A 25206-nucleotide genomic window follows, 5' to 3' on the forward strand; every position below is an offset into this window, starting at 1 on the left:
ATTTAACCGAGAGTATACAGCAAGCCGAAAAAAGCCGCCTAAACATAATGCGGCTTGACCCGGCTTTATACTTAAAATAACTTTACGCTAACCATCAATCGGAACCCAAAGGCAATTATTTTGGCTCGAATAAACGGTAGCCGTAATAAATCGCATTCCATGTAACCCCGTTGCCAATGTTGGTAAATTAGAATTCGGAGTGGATGTAAACAGTTGCTCAGCAAACTCTCGGTATAAATTCGCAAACGCCTCTAAATAGCCTTCGGGATGACCGGACGGAATACGGGAAACCGATGCGGCCGCATCACTCAAGTAGCTATTGCCTCGTCGAAGGCGTTGGCTTGGCTCACCTAACACCGAATAAATCAGCTCATTAGGCGATTCCTGTCGCCACTCTATGCCGGCTTTATCGCCATAAATCCGCAACGACAAGGCATTCTCATTGCCGGGAGCGACTTGGCTCGCCCACAAGCTCCCTTTCGCGCCATTTTTAAAGCGCATCAAAATATTAGCTTCATCATCAAGCTGACGCCCTTCCCCCCAACTGGATAAATCCGCCAAGACCTCTTTTGCCTGAGTATTAGCAACAAAACACGCCAATTGATAAGCATGACTGCCGATATCTCCCATACAACCTGCAATACCGGATTGCGCAGGATCAGAGCGCCAAGTGGCTTGTTTGTTACCCGTTTGTTCTAATGGTTCCGTCAACCAGTCTTGTACGTATTCCACTTGAATAGAACGAATATTACCCAATTTACCTGCTTTAACCATGGCACGCGCTTCGCGTACCATAGGATAAGCGGAATAATTATGGGTTAACAAAAACTGCGCCTGACTTGCCTCTGCGGCTTGATATAGCACTTCCGCCTCTTCAAGAGTCGCGGTCAAAGGCTTATCACAAATTACGTGAATACCTCGCTTTAAAAACGCCATCGCCACGGGGGCATGTAGATGGTTAGGTGTCACAATGGATACCACTTCAATACCATCTTCACGCTCACTTTCCTGACGCGCCATTTCTTCAAAATCCACATAGGATCGAGTAATTCCAAGCGCTTGTGCTGAACGCTCTGCTTTATCTGATTGGCTCGATAAAGCCCCAGCCACCAGCTCATAATGGTCATCAAGACGCGCAGCAAACCGATGGACTTCACCGATAAACGCACCTTCACCGCCGCCAACCATACCAAGGCGCAATCGGCGTTTGCTTGCTTCAGTCATAAAATCACTCCAGTCCCAACATTCTTCGGTTCGCTAGTGCGTCGATACCACTGTCAGCAAAATCATCAAAGGCCTTATCCGTTACTCGGATAATAAAGTCTTGAATGTGTTGCGCGCCTTCACGGGCACCCTCTTCAGGATGCTTTAAACAACACTCCCATTCCAACACCGCCCAGCCAGCAAAATCATAAGCGGTGAGCTTAGAAAAAATACCTTTGAAATCCACCTGGCCATCACCGATAGAACGAAAACGTCCAGGACGATCTACCCAGTTTTGGAAACCACCGTAAACGCCGCATTTGCCATTCATATTCAGCTCTGCGTCTTTCACATGAAACATTTTGATACGCTCATGATAATGATCGATAAAGGCCAAATAATCCAAATGCTGCAACACAAAATGGCTGGGGTCATAAAGAATATTCGCCCGTGGATGATGATCCACTTCGTCTAGAAAACGCTCAAAAGTCACACCATCATGAAGATCCTCACCGGGGTGAATTTCATAACAAAGATCTACACCAGCTTCATCAAACACATCAAGAATTGGCTTCCAGCGTCGACCCAGTTCTGCAAACGCCTCTTCGACTAAGCCTGCTGGTCGTTGTGGCCAAGGGTAAAAATAAGGCCACGCCAAAGCGCCGGAAAAGGTTGCATGAGCCGTCAAACCAAGACGCTGTGACGCCTTAGCTGCCATTTTAAGTTGCTCCACCGCCCACGCTTGGCGTGCGGCGGGGTTGCCTCTTACGCTCGGATCTGCAAAGCCATCAAACGCTTCGTCATAGGCCGGATGCACTGCCACCAGCTGACCTTGTAAATGCGTAGACAATTCCGAAATTACTATGCCATGTTTGGCTGCTGTCGCAGTTAGCTCGTCACAGTATTCTTGGCTGTTTGCAGCTTGCTCAAGATCCATCAGGCGTTTGTCCCAGGTGGGAACTTGCACGCCTTTATAACCCAATGAGGCAACCCAGCCACAAATAGCATCAAAGCTATTAAAGGGGGCTTCATCACCAACAAACTGCGCTAAAAAAATAGCCGGTCCTTGTATCGTTTTCATAACGTCCTCCTAAAAACAAGCGGCAAGCAGGGCTTTGGCAGCCTCAGGATCAAGTGCTCGCGGGCGATCACAATGGGTGGTCATCTTGATGGATTGTCCACTCTCACCTGACGCCAAAATCGCCGTCATTACTTCCACACCATGTAAAGCTCTGTCCAGCGAACACATATGATCACGCCCCATATGGATCGCCATAACCATTTCAGCCAAACCTGCGGTGCGATAATTCGCCTTTGCGAACTCGCCATGAATTTGATTTGGCACGCCAAACGGGTGGTCCCACACCTTCAAAGGTGTTTCTCGGCCTTCTTGAATCAGCAATACTTTTCCGCCAAAAAAGTTAGGATCAGGCAAATACATAGAACCTTTGTTGCCATATAACTCCATGTGAGAATGCTGATGGGCTTGCACGTCCCAACTAGCCCCCAAGGTAATAACTGCACCATTTTCAAACGTTAAAATAGCGTGAATTGTCGTTGGAGTTTCCACTTCTATCATCTCACCAGATCTTGGTTGGCTGGTAATCTTGCGTTGCTTACGAGGAATCGCTGTTTTGGCAATCACCGACTCTACTGGCCCTAACAGCTGAATCAAGTTGGCAATGTAATAAGGCCCTAAATCGAGAATCGGACCGCCACCCGCCTTAAAGAAAAAGTCCGGATTAGGATGCCAGCTCTCCATTCCTGCGCTCATCACATGGCAAGTACCTGAGTACACTTCGCCAATTTCTCCCTTGTCCAGTAAATGCCGTGCAAACTGATGGGAGCCACCCATAAAGGTGTCAGGGGCACTCCCGACTTTTAGCCCCTTCTTGAGTGAAAGCGCTTTCATTTTTTGCCCTTCTTCAAGGCTTAGAACCAAAGGCTTTTCTGAATAAACATGTTTTCCAGCCTCAAGAGCTTGCATGCTTACCGCATAATGTGCTGCGGGGATAGTTAAATTGACAATAATATCAATATCTTGAGAGGCTAATAATTCATCTACACTGCGCGCTTCAACGCCGTATTTTTGTGCTTTCGTTGCCGCTAACTCAGCGTTTAAATCGGCACAAGCAACAATCTTAAAACCACAGAATTGCGGAGCCAAAGAAAAATAACTGTCCGAAATATTGCCACAACCAATCAGTCCAACATTCAAAATAGTTTTCATGCTGTCGCCCCTTTTAATAAAGCTTTTGCGCCCGTTAATGCACGATTCGCAAAACGTGATAAATCATTAGGGTTATCATGCTCCATCACAAACGCATTGGCTGGCGTTGAACGCACCACGGGCCACCAGTCTCGCCAAGGCAAGGTTCCGTGAGTAAAGTCCGCCCAACCATCTTCATCTTGGCACTCCCCTTCTGGCGCGATGTCTTTTAAATGCACAGCACAAATACGCTCACGATACTTGCTTAGCCACTTAGCGGGATCTTGTCCGCCTTTGACCACCCAAGACACATCCATCTCCCATTTAATATTCGGGCCGCCTTCTAGAATCCACGTCATTGGCAAAGAACCATCGGCTAGAGGCTCAAATTCAAAATTATGATTGTGCCAGCCAAATTCAAAACCAGCGTTGATGGCTCTTTCTCTAATAGCCTCTAAACGCTGCCCCAATTCAAACCAACCTTGCGCGCTGTCAGGACGTTGCTCTGGCAAAATATAAGGACAAATAATCGTGTGCATATTCAAGGTTTTCGCGATATACAAAGCCTGCTGTATGTTGTTTTCCAACATAGCTAGATCAAAGTGCCCTGTTGGCATGGTCAATTGGTGTTTTTCTAATAAGCTTTTTAGCTCATCCAATTGGCCATACAAACCACCATAGCCTTCCACTTGCTGATAACCAGCTTGATGTAAAAGAGCAAATACTTCATCAAGAGATTGAGTATTACGGGCGCTATAAAGCTGAAATGAAAATTCGTTCATATCGTTTCCTTTTTATTTTTATTGCGATGATTGTTGGCTTAAAGCCGCACTTCACTTTGCTTAGAAAAGAGATGAGCTTTTTTCGGATCAAGATAAATATCGACGTCTTCATCCCACTTAAGCTGATGATCTCCATGAACTTTTACTGACCATTTACGGCCCATAAAATCAAACCAAACAATGGTTTCATCACCCATTGGCTCTAAGATATCAATCTTGGCAGAGGTCAATTTTACATAGCCGTCACGAGGCCCAAGCGCCAAATGCTCAGGGCGAATTCCCAAAAAAGAGTTCTCGTCATGATCACCTTGATTAATAAACTCATAACCCATTAAGTTGACGCGATAATCTTGATAAACAAAGTTTTCGCCAACGACACGACCTTCCAATAAATTCATGCTCGGCGAACCAATAAATTGCGCGACAAACAGGTTACAGGGTTTATGATAAATATCCGCTGGAGTGCTCAATTGCTGGATTTCGCCGTCCTTCATGATGGCAATTCGATCCGCCAACGTAAGCGCTTCCACTTGGTCATGAGTCACATACACCATGGTGTTTTTTAATTGCTGATGCAGGCGCTTTATTTCTACGCGCAAATCTGCCCGTAATTTAGCGTCCAAATTCGATAAAGGCTCATCGAATAAAAAGACATCCACATCTCGTACCAAAGCTCGACCTATCGCCACACGCTGACGCTGCCCACCAGACAATTCGGATGGCTTGCGATGCAGAAGTGGCTCTATTTGCAAAATTTTAGAAGCACGATCCACTCGCTCACGAATCTCATCTTTTGCCATACCTTTGACCTTCAAGCCAAAAGACAAATTCTTTTCCACCGTCATTTGCGGATACAAGGCATAAGACTGAAAAACCATGCCAATTCCGCGATCTTTGGGTTCTTCCCATGTCACGTTGCGATCGTTGATCCAGATCTGCCCAGCGGTGATATCCAACAAACCAGCAATGCAATTGAGCAAGGTCGATTTCCCGCAACCAGAAGACCCTAAAAGAACCAAAAACTCCCCCTTTTTAATATCAAGATTAAGGTGTTTTAAAACATGGGCATCTTGGTATTTAAGATCTAACTCTTTAATCGATATACTGTTCATCGTCTTACCCCTTCACCGCGCCAGCCGCTATGCCACGCACAAAATATTTGCCAGACAACAGGTAAATAGCCAACGGCACCAGTGCCGTAAGAATCGTTGCTGCCATGTTCACGTTGTATTCACGTACGCCAAATGTCGTTGCCACTATATTGTTTAATTGCACCGTCATTGGTAGGTTCTCTCGACCGGCAAAAATCAGCCCCAATAAGTAGTCATTCCAAATGCCTGTAGTCTGTAAAATCACTGCAACAACCGTTACAGGAATAGATAAAGGCATCATGATTTGAAAGAAGATCTGCCAAAAATTTGCGCCATCTACTCGCGCAGCTTTAAATAATTCATCGGGTAAAGATGAAAAATAATTGCGGAATAACAAGGTCATGATCGGCATACCAAAGATGGTGTGAATCAAAATAATCCCAGTTAAAGAACCATAAAGTCCCACCTCACGAAGGAAAATGATCAGCGGAAAGATCACCACTTGAAAAGGCACAAAGGCGCCAAATAACAAAAGACCAAACAATACATTTGAGCCTTTAAAACGCCAAAATGACAAGGCATAACCATTGATAGAACCGAGAATGATAGAGATCGCCACACTCGGAATAGTGATTTTTACGGAGTTCCAAAATCCTGTTTGAATACCATTACATTCCACCCCAGAGCAGGCCTCTCCCCACGCTTTTACCCATGCGGCAAAACTTGGGTCACCAGGTAACGCAAAAAGCTCCCCTAAGCGAATCTCAGGCATGCCTTTTAGCGATGTAATCAACATCACGTACAAAGGAATACAAAAGAAAACGGCAGCACTGAATAAAAATAAATAAACGCCAAGCCGTGAGACTGTAGTTTTTTTCGGCTTTGGCCCATGTGGGCCAGTTAATTGAATCTGTTCCATGATCGACTCCTAATGTTTCGTTGGACGAACATATTCGCGATAAATCCAAGGACCAATGACCAAGAGCACTGGAAGTAACATCATGGTCGCCGCAGCCATCCCTAAGCCCACGTTGCCACGGGCTGTAATGTGATCAATAACGAACTTCGCAGGCATTTCCGTCGACATACCAGGGCCGCCACCCGTTTGCGCGACAATAAGGTCATAAACCCTCACCACACCAACAGCGAGCAACACCACAGAAGTAATCATCACTGGTCGCATCATTGGCAAAACGATAAAGAGATAGGTCCTCCATGTTGGAATGCCATCCACACGAGCCGCTTTCCAAATTTCGCCATCAATGCCTCGTAAACCTGCCAACATCAGAGCCATTACTAACCCAGACGACTGCCAAACGGCAGCGATTAATACACCATAAAGTGCGTACTGCGGATCAACCAAAGGCGCGAATTCAAATGATTCCCAACCCATACGTTGAATAACATTTTGAACGCCAAGAGAAGGTTCCATCATCCATTGCCAAACTAGACCCGTTACAACCAAGGACATCGCATAGGGATACAAAAACAAAGTCCTAAAGCCGCTTTCAAAACGGACTTTCTGATCAAGAAACACCGCCATAAAAAAGCCCGAGACTAAACAAAAGGCAATGAATAAAATTCCATACAAAAATAAGTTTTCTACAGACACCACCCACCGGGACGTTCCCCAGAGGCGTTCATATTGGTCTAATCCGACCCAATTAAAGTTTGGAAACAAGCGTGATTTCGTGAACGAAAGCATCACCGAATAACCGACACAAACCACAAATACGCCAATTGCAACAATCGCCATGGGCGCACTTGCTAATAACGAAGAAATTTGAATTCGTTTCGTACGTCGCGGGGTCGATACTTTTATTGAAGTAGCCGTAGTCTCTTCCATTTGAAACTCCTTTTGAAACGCAAGAATTGACCGCCAGGACAGCCCACTAAAAAGCCGTTCAACTAAGTATGTAGACTTAGGACAATTAACAGGCGGTCATTTTTTCACCAAAAAATCATTCGGCGTCTTCGATAATGCCTTTAAAAATATTAAGTGCATTGTCGACAGACATACTTGGTTCGTTCCAAAAAGTAGAGACTAGATCTTGCACCTGCCCATTCGTATCTTCCGTAATGTAATTATTTGCAGGTGTGATAGTGGCTTTGGGGTCATCCAACAAAGCGAGGCCTTTTTTCATGCAAGCATCAGCCACATCTAAATCGACATCGGCACGTACTGGCAAAGAGCCTTTAGTATTGTTGAATTTTGCTTGAATAGTTGGGCTCAACATCATAGAAGCTAACTTCATTTGTGCCGCTTCAAGGTTTTTATCTGAGGATTTAGGGAAGATAAATGCATCTCCGCCTAAAGTGAGAGAAGGACGTTTAGCGGGTCCCGGAATACAGCCATAATCGACTTCGGCAACTTTTCCTGCCGCAGCAAACTCACCACGGGCCCAGTCACCCATTACTTGTGCAGCCGCTTTGCCGGTGATAACCATATTCGTGGCATCATTCCAGTTTCGACCAGGCGCTCCCTCATCGGTAAATTGTCGTAATGCACCAAAAGTTTCAAACACCTTACGCATTTTATCGCTGCTAGCAGCCTTTGGATCCTTATCTTTCCATACCCTGTTCCAGAATTTTTCATCTGTCACGCCAATCATCACTACATCAAAAACATGACGTTCCTGCCAACCTTGTCCACCAAAGGCCAAAGGAATGTAACCCGCTTCACGAATTTTAGGCGCGACAGCCAAAAACTCTTCCCATGTATGAGGTTCTTTCACGCCAACATCAGCAAAGACCTTCTTATTCGTCCAAAGCCATTGATTAGAATGGATATTGACTGGCACACAATAAATGCCGCCGTCTTTCATACAAGGATTTAAGATACTCGAAGGACGTATAAAGTTTGTCCAACCTTCTTTCTCTGCAACCGGAGTGAGATCTAGGAGAAGACCTTCTTCAATCAATTCTTCGAACTGACGAGAGGTGTTGAATTGTGCGGCGCCCGGTGCATCACCACCTAGAATGCGCTGCATGGTAAGTGCTCGCGCGTTTTCGCCTAATGCGACAGCGGTATCCATCCACTTGTCGTTGCCCAGTTTATTAAATTCCTCGGCCAACACTGTGACGGCTTTTTGCTCACCGCCAGATGTCCACCAATGAATGACTTCAACATTAGCCGCTTGGACCGACGCACTCATACATCCTGCCCCAATTGTGGCAGCAAACAGTTTTTTACCCATCATATTATTTTTATCCTCTATTGGGTTTTTGTCCTCAAAACTTCCTTGCGAAAGGCTTGAGCTGAAAACGGTAAAACTTGAAATGAAACCGTTTTCATGAACAAATATTAGACAATAAAAGATCCCCGTCAATACTTTTTACTTATTTGTTTTAAGGGCTACTAATTCAACTTAAGCAGATTGACGAACAATTAACTCAGGGGAAAAGGTCGTTTTTAAAGGGAAATGAGCACCGTAAACGCTGTTTAAAAGCAGGTATGCCGTGGCTTCAGCCATATCGTATAATGGCAGTTTGATGGTGGTAATGCTTGGGGAATAATACTTAGACATATCAAGGTCATCAAAACCTATTATGGCAATATCTTCAGGGACCTTAATCCCTTGTTCTGCACATACATGCAGGGCTCCCATCGCCATAATATCATTGGCAAAAAAGATCGCAGTTGGTCTATCTTCACGCTCTAAAATAGATTGCATGTGAGTCATACCAGAATTCGCACTAAAGTTGCCTTCGAGTTGAAAGTGCAGGGCAAGATCGGCTTGTTGTAGCGCTTTTTGGCAACCTAAATAACGCTGATACGCATCATGCTTCCATAATGGGCCTGTAACAGTCGCAATCTTTTTATGGCCTTTATCAATAAGATATTGGGTCGCCATTTCACCACCCGCAAAATTATCGAAAGAAATATGACGGTCTTCTCCACCAGGAAAAGTCTGATTTAAAACAAAAACAGGACAACGCAAATTAATCTGTGATATTTCCTCTTCGGATAAAAAGTTGGTAATAATCACTAACGCATCCACTTGACGTTTAATCAAAAAGTCGACAGCATCACGCTCGCCTTCTAACGACCCGTTACCACTGGCGATAATCACATGACGATCACCACCGCGTAAGGCCTTTTCAACGCCGCTTGCCGCTGGTCCGTAGTATGCTGTATCGATACGAGATGCAACCAAACCAATGGTGTAAGTCTTATTACTCGCAAGCGAACGGGCCGCCTGATTCGGACTATAAGAGAGTGCTTTGATGGCTTCTAATACACGAGATTTCGTCTCATCTTTGACTGGCGTAACACCACTTAACACTCGAGAAACCGTGGCTTTAGAAACGCCTGCGAGTGTTGCAACTTGATTAATAGTGCTCATCGTTTTTTTCAAACTACTATCCTAGGAAAAGAAAACACCAAAAAATTATTATAAGCCTGCTTTTACTTCGACAGGACAACAATCCTGTGGTAATTCTGTAACCGATTAAAATAAATCATACGACGGAATTTGACTATTACAACAAATCCCCGAAAAATAACGAAAAGTTTAGGAGAACAATTGCATGGGTATTCTATCTAGCCTCAAAGGGCTATTTGCAGGTGGCGAAAGCGCACCAGAAAAAACAGAAGACGTCGTTGAATATAAAGGTTTTTCAATTATACCAGCACCGATGAAAGACAGCGGCCAATACAGAGTCGCCGCAACCATCACCAAGGGCGATGGCGAAGAGCAAAAAACACATAAGTTTATTCGTTCAGATTTAATGCCAAACCGCGACGAGTGTATTGAAATCACCTTACGAAAAGCCAAGCTTACGATTGATCAACTAGGTGATAATATTTTTTAACCAATTGATAAAGAAGACGAATATGAGCGCACCAATAGGACAACACTGGCAACAAGTTAGCGAATGTGAAGACCTATTGGGTGCCGACTTTCGCGCCCGCACCTTTTCTTTTGCTGGCCCTAAGACTCAAGTCCACACTACTCTCATTAATCATATCGGTAACCCATATGCGACAAAAGCTATTTTGTACGTACATGGCTACACAGATTATTTTTTTCAGACCGGTTTAGCTGAGCACTTTGTCGATCTTGGCTATCGCTTCTATGCCTTGGATTTACAAGGTTACGGTCGCTCTATCCGACCATCAACGCCGCCTAACTGGTGTGAATCAATTGAGCAATATGGACAAGATTTAGACATCGCCTTGGCAACCATAAAACAAGATGGCGTAGATCAAGTCGTCATACTTGGACACTCTACTGGTGGCTTAGTGGTATCAACTTATTTAGCTCAGCCCTATGCTCCACCTGAACGCGAAAGCCATTACAGCAAAGCGTTTCCTGAGGTTCTTGGGCTCATGCTCAACAGTCCATTTCTTGCTCTTCCTTTTTCTCCAGCCGTATTAAATTACGTCAGTTGGCCAGTTCGAATCTTGGTATCTTTACTGCCGTTTTCGTATTTACGAGCGAAAAAAATTAATATTTACTCGAAGTCACTACACACAATATATGGCGGTGAATGGGATTACCGATTAGATTGGAAACCCTCGCAGGGCTTCGATTTATCTTTCCATTGGCTAAGAGAAGTCATTATTGCGCAACGTAATCTTGCTAAGCAGCGCCTCCATACACCAACACTAATGTGCCATGCCGAAATCAGCACCATAGGAAAACGCACGGTCGAAGAAGTACAGCAAGGCGACGGCGTGTTAGACGTCGATAGCATGCAGCAAGCCGCCAAAAAAACCTTCATAAACCTCACACAAGCGAGCATACCTCAAGGTTTCCATGACTTGTATTTGTCTCACCAACCTGCTCGTACAGCTTATTTATCAGCCATGACTCAATGGCTAGAAAAGCTAGATTAGCGCTAGAAAAACTAGATCGGAAGCACTAAACAGGCTTCTAAAAAAATCTACGCACCTTGGCGTCGCATTACCCAATCCAGCAAGCAAGTTGGTAACACGCGTTTCATCACCACAGCAGCATACGTTGGCATAGTCACGTAATAACGTGCTCTTGGACGAGGTGATTCCAAGGCATGAATCAGTTTTTTCACTACGGCACTTGCTGGCAAAGTTTGCGATGAAGTTACGCCCTCTTTGCTCAAACGAGCAATCGCTTCTGCGTAACCTTTTTGGTGGCGGCTATTTTCTATATCAATATTGTCTTGCAGAGCAAGCAACGCATTCGCACGAAAACGACTTTCAATGGGACCAGGTTCAATCAAACTCACTTTTATCGGCGTATCCGACAACTCCAAGCGCAAGGTATCGGTTAGGCCCTCTAAAGCAAACTTACTGGCGTTGTAAGCACCACGGAACGGCGCAGCAACCAACCCCAATACAGAGCTGTTATTTACAATTCGACCGTAACCTTGAGCTAGCATGATTTTCAGCACCTTGGTTGTCAGCTCATGAGTACCAAAGAAATTACACTCAAACTGCGCTCTTAACGCATCAACCGGCAAATCTTCTACCGCTCCGGGTTGGCCGTAAGCGCCATTATTAAACAAAGCAAAGAGCTGACCATTGGTAATCGCTAATGTTTCTTGCAAGCCTTTTTCTATTGAAGAGGAATCCGCCAAATCCAGTCGAACAACATGCTTAATACCTTGAGCTCGCAATGCCGCTACGTCCTCTTGCTTACGGCAACTCGCCACCACCAAAAAATCACGCTCTTGAAGCATTCTGGCGGCTTCCAGCCCAATTCCTGTCGAACAACCTGTAATAAGAATAGAATATTTCATAGCGCTTCCTTATAAGAAAAAACCTTCAGGCCTTGGATGGTAGCAAAAAGTCATGCTAAGTGCCGTTTTCTTGATTTTAATCACAATACTCACCGTCACTCAGGCTCATAATCCCTGCTTATAAAACAATCATTAATAGGGATATCACATGAAGCTAAGCTCAATCAAAGTAAGCTACAAACTATGGGGGCTTATCGGTACCCTAGTCACATTACTCATCATTTTTAGCGCGATAGCCTATAACGAACTGCACAGTGAATTGCTCAACGCACGTCAATTACAAGTGAAAGAGCAAGTCGATAGCGCTTACTCCCTTGTCAAATATTATGGTGATCAAGCACCTATTATAGGAGAAGAACAAGCCAAACAATCGGCTTTGGCTGCGCTATCAGCCCTGCGCTTTGGTGACGATGGTTATTTCTGGGTAAATGACATGCAAGCCAAACTACTCATGCATCCCTTTAAGCCACAAGATGCAGGTAAAAACATGGCAAATGTGACAGATGTAAATGGCTTCCATCATTGGCAAGCAATGGTGTCTGTAGTGAAAAATCAAGAAGAAGGCTATGTACATTACGCTTATAAAGGTCCACAAGTCTCACAGCCTGAAGACAAAGTATCTTACGTAAAAGGTTACCAACCTTGGGGATGGATAATCGGTAGCGGCGTGCTATACAGCGGTGTCACGGATATTTTTTGGACAGCGGTACAAAAGTCTGCCGTTATCGAACTCATCCTAGTACTCCTCGCCCTAATCGGCAGTGTGACTATTGTACGCAATATCACACGTCCTCTTAAAACTGTGACAGAACACCTTCAGCATATTTCGGATGGCGACTTGACTAAGCAACTAGATATGCAACGAGGAGATGAGATAGGTATTTTAGCCAACGCGGCAAACCATGTATCCGTTTCATTAAACGACACCTTGTTAGAAGTTGACCACGCCATCACCGAGCTGCAAGCTGTTTGCGTGCAAATGCAAGGCAACAGCTTACATACTAAACAAGGCATGGATCACCAATTCCAAGAAGTCGAAATGCTTGCTACCGCCATGAACGAAATGTCTTACTCTATTCGAGACGTAGCGCAACATGCCAAAGATACCGCTGATGCGACTCAAATGGTGCAAACCATCACCCGTCAAAGCAGCCAAGATTTGGACGCGACGAATGAAGACATCCAAATCCTAACCAAGAACATCGAAGGTGCTAACGACGTCATTATTAAACTGCTGGAGCAAACAGGCGACATCGACTCTGTTTTAGGCGTAATTGGTGATATTTCCGAGCAAACTAACCTACTTGCCTTAAACGCAGCGATTGAAGCCGCACGCGCTGGCGAACTAGGCCGAGGCTTTGCCGTCGTGGCCGATGAAGTTCGCTCACTGGCTAGCCGCACTCAAGGATCAACCGTCGAAATCCGTGCCATTATCGAAAAACTTCAGCATCAGTCAAAAGAAGCGTCCACTTCTATGGCAACCAGCACGCAACAAGCAGAGCGCGGTGCAGACAGAATGCATGTTGCCGCTGAAAACCTGAAAAACATGCTAATGCAAGTGGACGACGTATCGGCTCGCAGCCATCAAATTGCTTCAGCGGCAGAACAGCAAGGCACAGTGGCCGAAGAGATTAATAACAACATAATGGGCATTCGAGAAGTGTCTGAAAAAGTACTAGAGGATTCTCAACAAGTGTCTGAAGGCAGCACAATGATTGCCAACATGACCGATGAGCTAAGCAAAAAAATCAAACAATTTCAGTTTGCTTGAACGATCCCTAGCTAGCTACCAAGATAGGTGAATTCAAATATTCACCTATCTTTTCTCTAATACAGTCACAGTAATCCAATAAAAAACGAAGAGGTTTTTAACGTTAAATCCCTCACTAAATAACATTTTGAGGAATTATCTTAGTAACTCATTGTGGATATATGGCCTATATTCATCACTAGATGAATTAATAATTGGAGCCAACAATGACCACCCGAATGGGGCGCCCTAAACAGTCTGATAAGAATCAAGATTCCGCTCGCAGCAGTTTAATTGCTGCCGCCAAGCGTTGTTTCTCTGAACAGGGTTTTGACAAGGTATCGACTCGAAAAATCGCCCTCTCGGCGGGAGTAGATGCGGCTATGATTCGTTACTACTTCGGTTCAAAAGCAGGTTTATTCGAAGCAACAATACAAGAAACCTTGGCTCCGGTTATCGAACAATTCCAAGCCGATATTGACCCCACCCCCTCCCCCAATCCATTGTTACTGATGCAAACCTACTATCGCATGATTGCCAACAATCCCATGCTGCCAAAATTGATTCTGCAGGTGATAAACCAACAAGATAACCCCGAAGCGTTTGGTATTTTGACGGGCATTATCGACAACATCTTGAAACGATCAGAAAAATGGATCGAGGCATTTGAACAGCAAAAACAAATTAACCCCAATCTAAACCCGGCATGGATTCGCCTTAGCTTTGTCAGCTTAATGATTTTTCCGGTATTAGCACCAAAATATCTTCAACAACAACTTGGAGTCGAACTCAAAGAAGACTGGTTATTAAATCTAGCGGTTCATAACCAAACATTGTTAGAACAAGGACTTTTCACCTCTCCATCACCACAACCATCATCCAAAGACACCTAAAGGTGAGCAAGAATGAAAACACGTCATATTCTACTACCCGCTCTTATGCTGACTTTACTTGCTGCTTGTCAGTCCGAAGACAACACTTACGCCATGGGTAATATTGAACGAGATAGAATCACTTTGTCAGCTCCCGCTGCGGAGCAAATTGTTTTAGTAAAGGTCAACGAAGGACAACAAGTCTTTCAAGGTGACATTTTGTTGCAATTAGACTCACGCAGCGCTGATGCACTTATTGCCCAACGTGAAGCCGAGCTTGCCCAAGCCAATGCCGCTCTTAGCGTATTAACTGCTGGCACACGACCAGAGCAATTAAGCGCTTCACTCGCTGCGCTAGAAGCTACTCAAGCCGCCAGCAAAGAAGCGGAGCTAAAATACCAACGCATCGAAAAACTCTATAAAAGCAAGGTCGTTGGCAAAGCCGATTTCGATGCGGCTAAAGCATCTAGAGACAGCAATAAAGCTAAAGCACAGCAAGCCCATGACCAATGGCTAGAGTTAAAAAATGGTGCGCGCGAAGAAGACATTGCCCAATCCAATGCTAAGGTTCAAGCTGCACAAGCCGCTCTTGAATGGCAAAGCAAAGCCCGTGAAGACCTCACCATAAAAGCACCGATTGACGGCACGATTGATACGCTCCCCTGGCACGAAGGCGATAGAGTTACTGCTGGCACTCAGCTAATTAGCCTGCTGTCTTCTGCTCACCCTTATGCAAGAATGTATTTACCTGCCAGCGCGTTAACTAAGATAAAAACTGGCGACGCTATTGAAGTGTTTGCTGATGGTATCGAATCGCCCATTCAAGGCCGTGTGCGAAATATTCGCTCGCAACCCGCTTATACGCCATTTTATGCCCTCAACGAACGAGACAGAGCACGTTTGATGTATCTAACCGATATCGATCTCATCGACGCCGACAAACTGCCCACAGGCTTGGCAGTTGAGGTGCATTTACCATGACCAACGCTTCAGAACAATCAGAATATGCCATTGAAGCCAAGGGATTGAGCAAGCATTTTGGCAACAACATTGCGGTAAATAAACTCGATTTAAACATCCCCAAAGGCAGCATCTATGGTTTTCTTGGACCCAATGGCTGCGGAAAATCCACCAGCATCCGCCTGCTCACTGGGTTATTAGAAGCCAGCGAAGGTGACGTCACCATTTTAGGTAAATCGCTATTAGGCCATGAAGAATCGCTGAAAAAGCGCATCGGCTATATGACGCAAAAGTTCTCCTTATACGACGACCTTACCGTTCAAGAGAATCTAAATTTTGTCGGTGCCATTTATGGTTTTGCCGGAAAGCGCAAAAAAGCCCGTCTCGAAGAGTTACTCGCGTTATACGATTTAGAAAAACAAGCGAAACAGTTTGCTGGCTCCATGAGTGGCGGACAAAAACAGCGCCTCGCTCTAGCCTGCGCCACGCTACATTCGCCTGAGTTGTTATTTCTCGATGAGCCAACCTCTGCGGTTGATCCAGAAAATCGTCGTGAATTCTGGGAAAGATTGTTCGACCTTTGTGCCGCTGGCACCACTATTTTGGTGTCCACCCATTACATGGATGAAGCCGAACGCTGTCACTCTTTGGCAATTATGGAAGAAGGCAATAAACGCGCCGATGGTTCGCCTCAAGCCTTGATGGATGCTATGCCTGCCACCGTTGTGGAAGTCAGTGGCAACAAGTTAAGACAACTCAAACAGACACTAACCCAGCACCCAGAAATCCTCTCTGCAGCACAAATTGGCGCGCATCTAAGAGTACTAGTGAAGAAAAAGGTACAAGATCCTCTCAGCCTTATCTCAAAACTCAGTGATGGCAGAGAAACAGTATTAGCACGTCCTAGCCTTGAAGACGTATTTGTTACCTGCACCGGAGGGCGTCATGGGGATTAGTATGTGGATTAGAGTGTATGCTATTTTCATCAAAGAATTAAAGCAGCTCTCCCGAGACAGAATGACCTTCGGCATGATTATCATGATACCGCTGGTACAACTTATGCTGTTTGGCTATGCAATTAACACCGATGCTAGACACATTCACGCTGGTCTTGTCGACCTCAGCCAAACATCGGAAAGCCGAGCGGTCGAACAAGCGCTGGTGGCCACTCAATCCGTCGACTTTATTGCTCGTTATCGTTCGATCAAAGAAGCCGAAGTCGCCATTACCAAAGGCGAGATCAGAGCCGTACTGTATTTGCCAGCAGACATGACTCGCCGTCTATTCAATCACCCGCTCTACGATCATAAACAAACTGACTCCCAACTTACTCAGCCAATAGGCCAATGGATAGTCGACGGTTCGGATACCGTCATTGCGTCTACCATCAGAGCATTGCGTAATATGCCTTTGGACGAAGTGGCAAACCATACCGCGACACGCACCGCGCCGAGTTTCGAAGTGGTGCAATACTTCAATCCAGAACAAAGAACCGTGGTGAATATTGTCCCAGGTTTAGTAGCAGTGATACTGACCATGACAATGATTTTATTTACATCGTCCGCCATCGTTCGCGAGCACGAACACGGCAATATGGAGTTTCTCATTACCACGCCAGTGCGTTCGATCGAACTCATGATAGGAAAAATAGCGCCTTACGTTTTAGTCGGGCTCTTACAAGTCGCTATTATTTTATGCGTGGGTCATTGGGTGTTTTCTGTGCCGATTAAAGGTAGCATTCTGTCACTACTCGGCAGCTCCATTTTATTCATTTTTGCCAGCTTAACTCTTGGATTGGTGCTTTCCACCATTGCCAAAACGCAATTGCAATCGATGCAGATGACTATATTTATTCTCTTGCCATCAATATTACTCTCGGGATTCATGTTCCCTTACGATGCCATGCCGGTCGCTGCCCAATGGATTGCCGAAGCCCTACCAGTCACGCACTTCATGCGCATGATCCGTGCTATCGTCTTGCGAGATGCCAGCCTGCTTTTATTAGGAAAAGATGCCTTATGGCTAGGATTGTTTACCATAGGTGGAATCATCATTGCATCGTTACGCTTCAAAAAGAAACTAGGATGACTTTTCATTAAAAGAGACCTCTTAAAGTGTCTTTATATATTGACTTGGCGTAATCCCGAATGACTTGTAAAAACGCTGGCTAAAGCGCTCTTGAGATTGATAACCGCAACGCACAGCAATGTCTATTTGTTGACGGTAACCTTGTTGCATCAAACTAATAGCATGATTCATACGCACTCGAGTTAACAAGGTTCTAAACTGGGTATTTTCTTCTTTCAAACGACGAATCAAAGTCGCCCGACTCATCGAAAAATGCGCAGCGACTTGATCCAATTGATAATCTTGCCATGGCGCTTGCTGCAACAGCTCAGTGATTTTTTGCTCAAAAGAAACAGCATGCCCTTCAAAGATAAGATGCAGTTTACCCGCTTCGGCCAATTGTTGGTAAAAGCCATTTAACCAATACGCCTGAGTCGTTTCACTCACACTTTGTGTATCTAATTCCAGCAAGAAATCAAGACTCGCCATCACAAAACGATTAGGTTTGAAGCGTGGCGAGCATTCATTATCAGCCACCTTGATACTCAGCTGTATCATGTCTTCTGCAGGTGGCAATAAAAAGCTCATCTGCACGGACAAAAAACGTTCTTTGCTTGGCTCATTTTCAAACGTCAGTTGTTGTCCTGCTTTCGTTAATAACAAGGTAGAAGAATCAAATTCCAACACATCATCTTGCCAAAATAAACGCTTGCGCCCTGAACGAATTTTGAAAAGGCTAGGAGTAAGAATGGCCACATTACGCAGTCGCTGTGTTTGTAAACCGTACACTTGACTGACTTTAAACATGGGACGCATTTTTACTCCTAATTGGTGATCGATTAACGATTATAAGGTGCGACCAACATAGCCTTACCAATTGCCATACTGCGGACAGTGAAACCTGCTAACGCAGCTGAAGCATCAACGCTTAAATCCAGTTTTTCTACTGGTAATGCCCAAACAGTAAACTGATAACGATGCATATTATCGCCCTTTGGTGGACAGAAACCACCAAAGCCAACGCTACCGTAATCTGATTTCAGCTCTGTCGCACCAAGCTTAGTTAAATCTGCACCTTGAGCCAAAGACGTCACAGAAACCGGAATATTAAACGCCGACCAATGCCACCAGCCACTACCAGACGGCGCATCTGGATCGTACACGGTAATAGCATAACTTTTCGTGCCTTTAGGCGCGTCAGTCCAAGCTAGTTGAGGTGATTTATTATCGCCGTTACAACCAAAACTGTTAAACTCAAAAGCATGCGGCATCTTTTGCCCCTCTTGAATATCTTGGCTTGTGAGTTCAAATGCATTGCTGCTCATAGACACTAAGCCGCTTAACGCTGCCGTTATAAGAAATACTTTTTTCATGTTTTTCGCCTTACTGTTTCAACCATCAGAGTCGTTATAGTAAGGATTCAAGGCAATACAAACTCGACTACAAGTATCTTATTTAAAACATAAAGCGTTTTTTTTGATACTTTACGTAAAATTGCCAGAAAAAAACCAACTATTCTAACTTCCGATACAAGGATCGTAGGCTGATCCCTGCGACTTTGGCGACTTGCTCTTTATCGTCATGATGAAATGCCATGAGTTCTGATAAGTAGCGTTTTTCGGCGGTTTTTAAGTCCAGCCATTCTCGGCCTTCGCCAGCGTCAGTAATACTTAACGGTTGAAAAGCGGATGAAGTATCTATTAGCGGATCAAGTTCACGGTCGATCTCCAAGCATTCTTGAATGGTGCTTCGCTCAATCAAATTCGTATCGGTTAAGAGGATTGCGCGGTTGAGGATGTTGCTTAGCTCACGAATATTACCGGGGAAATCGTGTTGCTTTAACACTTGCATCGCTGAGTCGGTCAGATGATATTCCTTGCGTTGACTGATGCGTTTTAACAAGGTGTTGGTTAGCAAAACAAGATCGTCTTGCCGCTCTCGTAAGGAAGGCACATGAATGGGATAAACGTTGATCCGGTAATATAAATCTTGGCGGAACTCACCTGCTTTGACCATTTGTGCGAGGTTCTTATGAGTTGCACAAATTAATCGGAAATTAGTGTGTTTCACGGTTGAAGAACCGACCGGACGAAATGCCCCAGTTTCAATGAGACGCAATAATTTAACTTGCATTGAGAGCGGAACATCACCGATTTCGTCTAAAAAAAGCGTGCCACCATTGGCCAGCTCAACTAAACCCACTCGGTTACTGTGCGCGCCAGTAAACGAGCCTTTTACATGACCAAACAACTCGCTTTCAAACAAAGAATCCGTCAGCCCGGCACACTCTAACGTCACCATGGAATTACTCGCTCTATGGCCGCCTTGATGAACCGCGTGCGCGACCAGCTCTTTACCGCTACCGGATTCTCCTAGTAGTAAAACAGACGCGTCGCTGTGACTAACACGAGTAATTTTTTCCAGCATTCGATTAAAAGACTTACTCGAACCCACCAATTTTTTGCTGCTGTCTTGCACGCTGGCCACCGACACAGAGCGCAATAGCTCGACAAAAAACAGTAATTGACCTTGGCTGTCATGAATCGGCAGCATTTCTACATCAACATGCTCTTTGCCTCTGGGTGTTTGATGAATGTGCAACACTCGTTCTTTGCGGCCTGATTGCAAGGTTGCCGACAAAGGACAATCTTCACCCGCTTCATCACAAGGCACGCTATAGCCATGGGAAACTTCAAAGCAGCGCTTGCTCTGCTGCAAAGGAACATCACCAAATTCGTCTCGATAATGCTGATTAATGGCAAGAATTCGATAATCCACCGATACTAAAATAGCAGGACAATCGTAGCCCTCTAACATGCTAGCTAGCCCATCAAAGGAAGAAGAATCAGACGCGATAACATCCATAAAATACTTGCCATTTTTGTCAAAGAATAAAGTCAAATATGACAATCAACACTACATTAGTCAATTCTAATTTATTATCTAGATTTAATATTAAAATAATAAACATAAATATCAATGAGTTAATAAAAACCTTCACCTTGGCACGCTTTCTGCCTTATCTAAGTTATAAGCTCATCAAGTGACTAAAACATTTGAGTGTGAAAAATTTGATAACGAGGCGAAACATGACAAACACGATTGTAACCAAGCCTGATGTAGCGGCTTTTTTTGATAAAGACTCCAATACTTTCTCTTATGTCGTTAAAGATCCGGCGTCTTCTAGCTGTGCCATTGTCGACAGTGTATTGGATTTTGACTATGCCTCTGGCGGTACATCCCACAAGGGCGCTGACGCCATCATTGAATACGTCACCACGCACAAGTTAAAAGTGGAATGGCTCATTGAAACTCACGTCCATGCAGACCACCTTTCTGCTGCGCCTTACATTCAAAGCAAAGTCGGCGGCAAAATTGGCATTGGTGAGCAGATCACTACCATTCAAGAAACCTTTGCCAAAGTATTCAACGAAGGCGCCGACTTCTTACATGACGGCTCTCAATTTGATTATTTATTTAACGATGGTGAGCAATTTTATATTGGCGAAATGCAGTGCACCGCCCTGCATACACCGGGCCACACACCAGCCTGTTTCACCCATGTTTTAGGGGATGCTGTATTCGTTGGTGACACCTTGTTCATGCCAGATGCTGGTACCGCACGTGCCGATTTTCCCGGTGGCGATGCGGGAATATTGTTCGATTCCGTACAACGAATCTTGGCGCTACCAGAAGATCACCGCATTTTTATGTGCCATGACTACTGCCCAAATGGCCGTGAATTGGAATATGAAACTACCGTAAAAGCGCAGCGTGAATTGAACATCCACGTTAAAAAAGGCATCAGCAAATCGACCTTTGTAGATTTACGTGAAACCCGCGATAAAACATTGGCCATGCCTCGCCTGATTTTGCCATCGTTACAAATCAATATGAGAGCAGGACACATGCCAGAACCGGAAAACAATGGTTTGTCGTATCTGAAAATTCCGTTGAATGCATTCAAATAAACCGTAACGCCAATAGCAACTAACTATAAATAGCCTAATGACCATTAGGCTAAATAATAATTATATAGAGTGAGAACAACCATGTTACGCAAACAAATCACAGACAACTATTCCGTATCTGAGCAGATTAACTTAGACGATATAGACGCTTTAGCAGAATCAGGTGTCACACTTATCATCTGTAACCGACCGGATGGTGAAGAGGAAGGACAATTACCTTTTGCCGATGTTGCCGCTTATGCAGAAGAAAAAAATATCAAAGCAGAGCACATTCCGTTTGCTGGCGGGCAAATGAAAGCTTCAGACATCACGGCTTTTCAAGCAGCAATACAAGATGCTGAAAATATTCATGCCTATTGTCGAACCGGTAACCGCTCTAGCCAAATTTGGCAAGCGGCTCAGGAAGCTTCACCTGCTGATCCTTCCACTCAAGACAATAAAGCCTCTTCCGCAACAGACGATAAAGCACAGCCTAAAGAAGACAACAAAACAACCGCTCAATACGATGTTGTAGTAGTCGGTGCAGGCTCAGCCGGTATTTCTACCGCCGCCAGTTTATTAAAACGTAAACCTGGCTTGAAAATTTGTTTGATTGATCCTGCTGAAAGTCATTTTTATCAGCCCGGTTGGACGCTTGTTGGCGGCGGTGTGTTTAAAGCAGCCAATACGCGCCGCAACATGGCCGATGTTATTCCAGCACACACAAAATGGCTAAAAGAAGCGGTAAAAACTTTCTTGCCAGATGAGAACCAAGTCGTACTCGAAAACGGCCAAAAAATCGCTTATCAATACCTAGTCGTGGCGGCTGGTATTAAGCTTAACTGGGATGCTATTGAAGGCTTATCAGAGACATTAGGTCGTAATGGCGTGACATCAAATTATCGTTACGACTTAGCACCTTATACATGGGATTTAGTTAAAAACTTAAACGGCGGAAAAGCGGTATTCACCCAACCGCCCATGCCGATCAAATGCGCTGGCGCGCCACAAAAAGCCATGTATCTATCTTGTGACCATTGGTTGAAGAACGACAAACAAAAAGACATTAACGTGTCTTTCTACAATGCGGGCGCTGTATTGTTTGGCGTGCCTGAATATGTTCCTGCTTTGGAAAGCTATATTCAAAAATACCAAGTGAATACTCACTTCACTCACAACCTAGTCAAAGTGGACGGTCCGAATAAACGCGCCTATTTTGCCACTACAGATAAAGATGGTGAAAAAAGCATCGTGGAGACCGAGTTCGATATGTTACATGTTTGTCCACCACAGACGGCACCTGACTTTATCCGCAATAGCCCATTGGTCGATGCGGCAGGCTGGGTCGATGTGGATAAAGAAACCTTGCAACACACCCAGTTCAAAAACATCTGGTCATTAGGTGATGTCAGTAATACGCCAAACGCAAAAACCATGGCAGCGGCTCGTAAACAAGCACCAGTCGTAGCTCAAAATATTGCCGATGCCATAAACGGAAATACGCTAAGAGCCATTTACGACGGTTACGGCTCCTGCCCGCTTACCGTTGAACGCGGCAAAATTGTCTTGGCGGAATTTGGTTACGGCGGAAAGCTGTTACCGACCTTCCCGACATGGTTTAACGATGGCACCAAACCCACTTATCTCGCTTGGGTGCTGAAAGAAGACTTACTGCCTCCTTTCTACTGGCACGGCATGCTGAAAGGCTATGAATGGTTCGTAAAACCGACAATGCGTAAGTAACGAGAGCTTCAATGTTTACGATCAGACGCAAGTCTATTCTTTGCCAACAGACACAAAAAAATCCAATGGCGTGGCGGCCATTGGATTTTTTATGAGTGTTATAAGCCGCCAAATTAGCGTTTTATGTAGATTACTGTTGCGTGTAACGATGAAGGGCTTTGTAATCACCATCGTCTTGTAAACAATAAAACTCTGTTTCCTTTGCGCCTAAGATTTGACAGCTAAAGTCGACACTTTCTTGCGCTTCCCATTCATTTTCACAGCTATTACGGAACCGGATGTTAGAATTAGCTTCTACAATAGACCCCAAAGCATAAGACCATTTGAAGTTACTTTCGAAGACATTACAGCTGTTAGAATCATCTGTATCAACAAATGTACCTGTCCCATCTTGGTTAAAGGTTTCACTGCCGATATCAATCCATTTACATTCTTCGTCTAAGTATTCAACTTTAAATACATTCACCAAATCCTGACGACGTTTAATGGTAACTTTTGACACATCTTTCATCGACATAGACCAAGCACTTTTATAGCCATTGTCGTCAAGATCTTCACGAACCTTTAGTGTAAAAGGCACTGCGGTAAGCGCAGTAGATACGGTGAATAAATCGGTACAATCATTCCCCATGCTGGCGTTGAGTGGTCCCATATTCATAATCAGGTCACCCAGTTTGGTACTCTCCATATTAAAAGCTACAACGCCATTTGGCTTCACTTCCTCCGTCGCTAATTGCTCAGCAACTTGCTTACTCTTTTCGCCTGTGTAAGCCACCAAATGCTTGCCCTTAATTGCAACATAAGCGTCTATTGGCAAACCACTATCGGCTAGATTAATAGCGGAACCATCGGTTGGAACTTGCACACCATTTAAGATTGGCAGAAATTTACTAGCAAGCGCGGATAGTACTTCTGGCTTTTCAGTCGTGATAGTAGCAATGGCATCGTATTGAGCACCTAATTGGCTATTTTCATCTTTTATCAGATCAAAAACGCCCAAGCTAACACCAGACAAGCTTTGTGCCATGCTAGTAAATACCGATAGCATCGCTGGGTTATTTTCACGTAACTTCACTTGTAAATTTTGCAACTGAGCACAGCTGAATTCCGCTTTGGTAAACTGATTCCATAAGCTCGTTAAAACAGGAGAAAGTGCGTCCGCCGACAAACCAACACCAAGCCCTATCGTCAAATCCTTGCTCGTATTTAGGTAGCTTGGAATAAAGCCGCGAAGCTTGCTTAGCTCACCTAAAATGTTGGCATTTTTGATTTCCAGTGCATAAGAAAAATCAAGCGCCATGTTATCGTCTTTTACATCATAACGATTCAGGCCAAAGACAAAACGCGGCACACCAGAAACAATATTAACAACATCAGCTCGGCACTGCATTTGTGCTTGCGTCAAATCTGGTAACTTATCTCCCATCAAAGCCTTCAACTGCTTGTGTGCACGAGCGTCTTTGTCAAACATGGCATTGGCGATGTTCAGCAAACTAACAAAACCATGGGAGTAATCCATGAAGTTATAAGTCTTGCCGTCGTTTTCCCAGCTGTCTGCTGGCATTGACTGTGTAGGTTTCGACAAAGCAAAACGCTGCTCTTGAGCGGCCACATCGTCTTTTTGTGATAATACAGAGATGGTCAGAACACTATCCTTGATCATAAAGCCAAGCGTCAGCACTAGATCATCATTTTTCGCCAGTTCGATAGTCGTTAAAGTTTCGTCGGCAATCGTTTTTGAGCCTAAGGTCAAATCACTTTCTAGCGCAGCTTGTTTTACAAGATCCAAAAATGCTTGTTCATCTTGTAAAACAACACGCATCACAGGGAAAACCCCATCTAAATATGCAACACTT

General features: G+C 44.6%; 23 protein-coding genes. 9 read left to right on the top strand and 14 right to left on the bottom strand.

Annotated features, from left to right (window positions below; all coding sequences use genetic code 11):
- Window positions 1-87: 87 nt before the first annotated feature.
- The 9 genes from KPL72_RS17470 to KPL72_RS17510 all read right to left on the bottom strand — a co-directional run bounded on the left by KPL72_RS17470 (window position 88) and on the right by KPL72_RS17510 (window position 9643).
- Window positions 88-1224: a Gfo/Idh/MocA family protein gene (locus KPL72_RS17470; protein WP_219703887.1), complete on the bottom strand. Its 1137-nt coding sequence runs from the start codon at window positions 1222-1224 to the stop codon at window positions 88-90.
- Window positions 1225-1228: 4 nt separating this feature from the next.
- On the bottom strand, window positions 1229-2284 hold the full coding sequence (locus KPL72_RS17475; protein ID WP_219703888.1) for a sugar phosphate isomerase/epimerase family protein: 1056 nt from the start codon (window positions 2282-2284) through the stop codon (window positions 1229-1231).
- A gap of 9 nt (window positions 2285-2293) precedes the next feature.
- Entirely contained in the window at window positions 2294-3433 is a 1140-nt protein-coding gene (locus KPL72_RS17480; protein WP_219703889.1) for a Gfo/Idh/MocA family protein, read from the bottom strand.
- Window positions 3430-4194, bottom strand: a complete 765-nt coding sequence (locus tag KPL72_RS17485; RefSeq protein WP_219703890.1) for a sugar phosphate isomerase/epimerase family protein — start codon at window positions 4192-4194, stop codon at window positions 3430-3432. The genes KPL72_RS17480 and KPL72_RS17485 overlap by 4 nt, the downstream gene beginning before the upstream one ends.
- Before the next feature lie 38 nt (window positions 4195-4232).
- Window positions 4233-5306, bottom strand: a complete 1074-nt coding sequence (locus KPL72_RS17490; RefSeq protein WP_219703891.1) for an ABC transporter ATP-binding protein — start codon at window positions 5304-5306, stop codon at window positions 4233-4235.
- Window positions 5307-5310: 4 nt separating this feature from the next.
- On the bottom strand, window positions 5311-6204 hold the full coding sequence (locus KPL72_RS17495) for a carbohydrate ABC transporter permease (protein WP_212917743.1): 894 nt from the start codon (window positions 6202-6204) through the stop codon (window positions 5311-5313).
- Between the two features lie 9 nt (window positions 6205-6213).
- Window positions 6214-7131, bottom strand: coding sequence for a carbohydrate ABC transporter permease (locus tag KPL72_RS17500; RefSeq protein WP_219703892.1), 918 nt, complete (start codon window positions 7129-7131; stop codon window positions 6214-6216).
- Between the two features lie 115 nt (window positions 7132-7246).
- Complete coding sequence (locus KPL72_RS17505; protein ID WP_219703893.1) at window positions 7247-8485, bottom strand: ABC transporter substrate-binding protein; 1239 nt, start codon at window positions 8483-8485, stop codon at window positions 7247-7249.
- Between the two features lie 168 nt (window positions 8486-8653).
- Window positions 8654-9643 (bottom strand): LacI family DNA-binding transcriptional regulator, encoded by a 990-nt coding sequence (locus KPL72_RS17510; RefSeq protein WP_219703894.1) that lies wholly within the window; start codon window positions 9641-9643, stop codon window positions 8654-8656.
- A gap of 172 nt (window positions 9644-9815) precedes the next feature.
- Between KPL72_RS17510 and KPL72_RS17515 the strand changes: the two genes are divergently transcribed.
- Together KPL72_RS17515 and KPL72_RS17520 are read left to right on the top strand one after the other, a co-directional pair.
- Entirely contained in the window at window positions 9816-10100 is a 285-nt protein-coding gene (locus KPL72_RS17515; RefSeq protein ID WP_219703895.1) for an HlyU family transcriptional regulator, read from the top strand.
- 22 nt (window positions 10101-10122) lie between these two features.
- Window positions 10123-11127: an alpha/beta hydrolase gene (locus KPL72_RS17520; protein WP_219703896.1), complete on the top strand. Its 1005-nt coding sequence runs from the start codon at window positions 10123-10125 to the stop codon at window positions 11125-11127.
- A gap of 47 nt (window positions 11128-11174) precedes the next feature.
- On the opposite strand, the gene KPL72_RS17525 is transcribed toward KPL72_RS17520, so the two are convergent.
- Window positions 11175-12008 (bottom strand): SDR family NAD(P)-dependent oxidoreductase, encoded by an 834-nt coding sequence (locus KPL72_RS17525; RefSeq protein ID WP_219703897.1) that lies wholly within the window; start codon window positions 12006-12008, stop codon window positions 11175-11177.
- 148 nt (window positions 12009-12156) lie between these two features.
- Between KPL72_RS17525 and KPL72_RS17530 the strand changes: the two genes are divergently transcribed.
- The 5 genes from KPL72_RS17530 to KPL72_RS17550 all read left to right on the top strand — a co-directional run bounded on the left by KPL72_RS17530 (window position 12157) and on the right by KPL72_RS17550 (window position 17678).
- Window positions 12157-13779 (top strand): methyl-accepting chemotaxis protein, encoded by a 1623-nt coding sequence (locus KPL72_RS17530; protein WP_219703898.1) that lies wholly within the window; start codon window positions 12157-12159, stop codon window positions 13777-13779.
- Between the two features lie 206 nt (window positions 13780-13985).
- The gene (locus KPL72_RS17535) at window positions 13986-14651 is read left to right on the top strand and encodes a TetR/AcrR family transcriptional regulator (RefSeq protein ID WP_219703899.1); all 666 of its coding nucleotides are present in this window, start codon (window positions 13986-13988) and stop codon (window positions 14649-14651) included.
- A gap of 12 nt (window positions 14652-14663) precedes the next feature.
- The gene (locus KPL72_RS17540) at window positions 14664-15611 is read left to right on the top strand and encodes an HlyD family secretion protein (protein ID WP_219703900.1); all 948 of its coding nucleotides are present in this window, start codon (window positions 14664-14666) and stop codon (window positions 15609-15611) included.
- The gene (locus tag KPL72_RS17545; protein WP_219703901.1) at window positions 15608-16546 is read left to right on the top strand and encodes an ABC transporter ATP-binding protein; all 939 of its coding nucleotides are present in this window, start codon (window positions 15608-15610) and stop codon (window positions 16544-16546) included. Before KPL72_RS17540 ends, KPL72_RS17545 begins: the two co-directional genes overlap by 4 nt.
- Window positions 16536-17678: an ABC transporter permease gene (locus tag KPL72_RS17550; RefSeq protein ID WP_219703902.1), complete on the top strand. Its 1143-nt coding sequence runs from the start codon at window positions 16536-16538 to the stop codon at window positions 17676-17678. The genes KPL72_RS17545 and KPL72_RS17550 overlap by 11 nt, the downstream gene beginning before the upstream one ends.
- Window positions 17679-17699: 21 nt before the next feature.
- Here the strand turns inward: KPL72_RS17550 and KPL72_RS17555 are convergent, their stop codons facing one another.
- The 3 genes from KPL72_RS17555 to KPL72_RS17565 form a co-directional block, all read right to left on the bottom strand.
- On the bottom strand, window positions 17700-18473 hold the full coding sequence (locus tag KPL72_RS17555; RefSeq protein ID WP_219703903.1) for an AraC family transcriptional regulator: 774 nt from the start codon (window positions 18471-18473) through the stop codon (window positions 17700-17702).
- 23 nt (window positions 18474-18496) lie between these two features.
- Window positions 18497-19030, bottom strand: coding sequence for a YbhB/YbcL family Raf kinase inhibitor-like protein (locus KPL72_RS17560; protein WP_219703904.1), 534 nt, complete (start codon window positions 19028-19030; stop codon window positions 18497-18499).
- Between the two features lie 139 nt (window positions 19031-19169).
- Window positions 19170-20522, bottom strand: a complete 1353-nt coding sequence (locus KPL72_RS17565) for a sigma-54 interaction domain-containing protein (RefSeq protein WP_249422323.1) — start codon at window positions 20520-20522, stop codon at window positions 19170-19172.
- 224 nt (window positions 20523-20746) lie between these two features.
- Here KPL72_RS17565 and KPL72_RS17570 point away from each other — a divergent pair, with 224 nt between their 5' ends.
- Complete coding sequence (locus KPL72_RS17570; RefSeq protein WP_219703905.1) at window positions 20747-21628, top strand: MBL fold metallo-hydrolase; 882 nt, start codon at window positions 20747-20749, stop codon at window positions 21626-21628.
- An 81-nt stretch (window positions 21629-21709) separates the two neighbouring features.
- Window positions 21710-23350 carry a bifunctional protein tyrosine phosphatase family protein/NAD(P)/FAD-dependent oxidoreductase gene (locus tag KPL72_RS17575; RefSeq protein WP_219703906.1) on the top strand — a complete coding sequence of 547 codons (1641 nt, stop codon included), beginning with the start codon at window positions 21710-21712 and terminating at the stop codon, window positions 23348-23350.
- Between the two features lie 130 nt (window positions 23351-23480).
- Here the strand turns inward: KPL72_RS17575 and KPL72_RS17580 are convergent.
- Window positions 23481-25206: hypothetical protein (locus tag KPL72_RS17580; protein ID WP_219703907.1), on the bottom strand; the 1726-nt coding region annotated here is incomplete at its 5' end.

It is taken from the genome of Marinomonas lutimaris (assembly GCF_019426345.1).
Classification (GTDB): Bacteria; Pseudomonadota; Gammaproteobacteria; order Pseudomonadales; family Marinomonadaceae; genus Marinomonas; species Marinomonas lutimaris.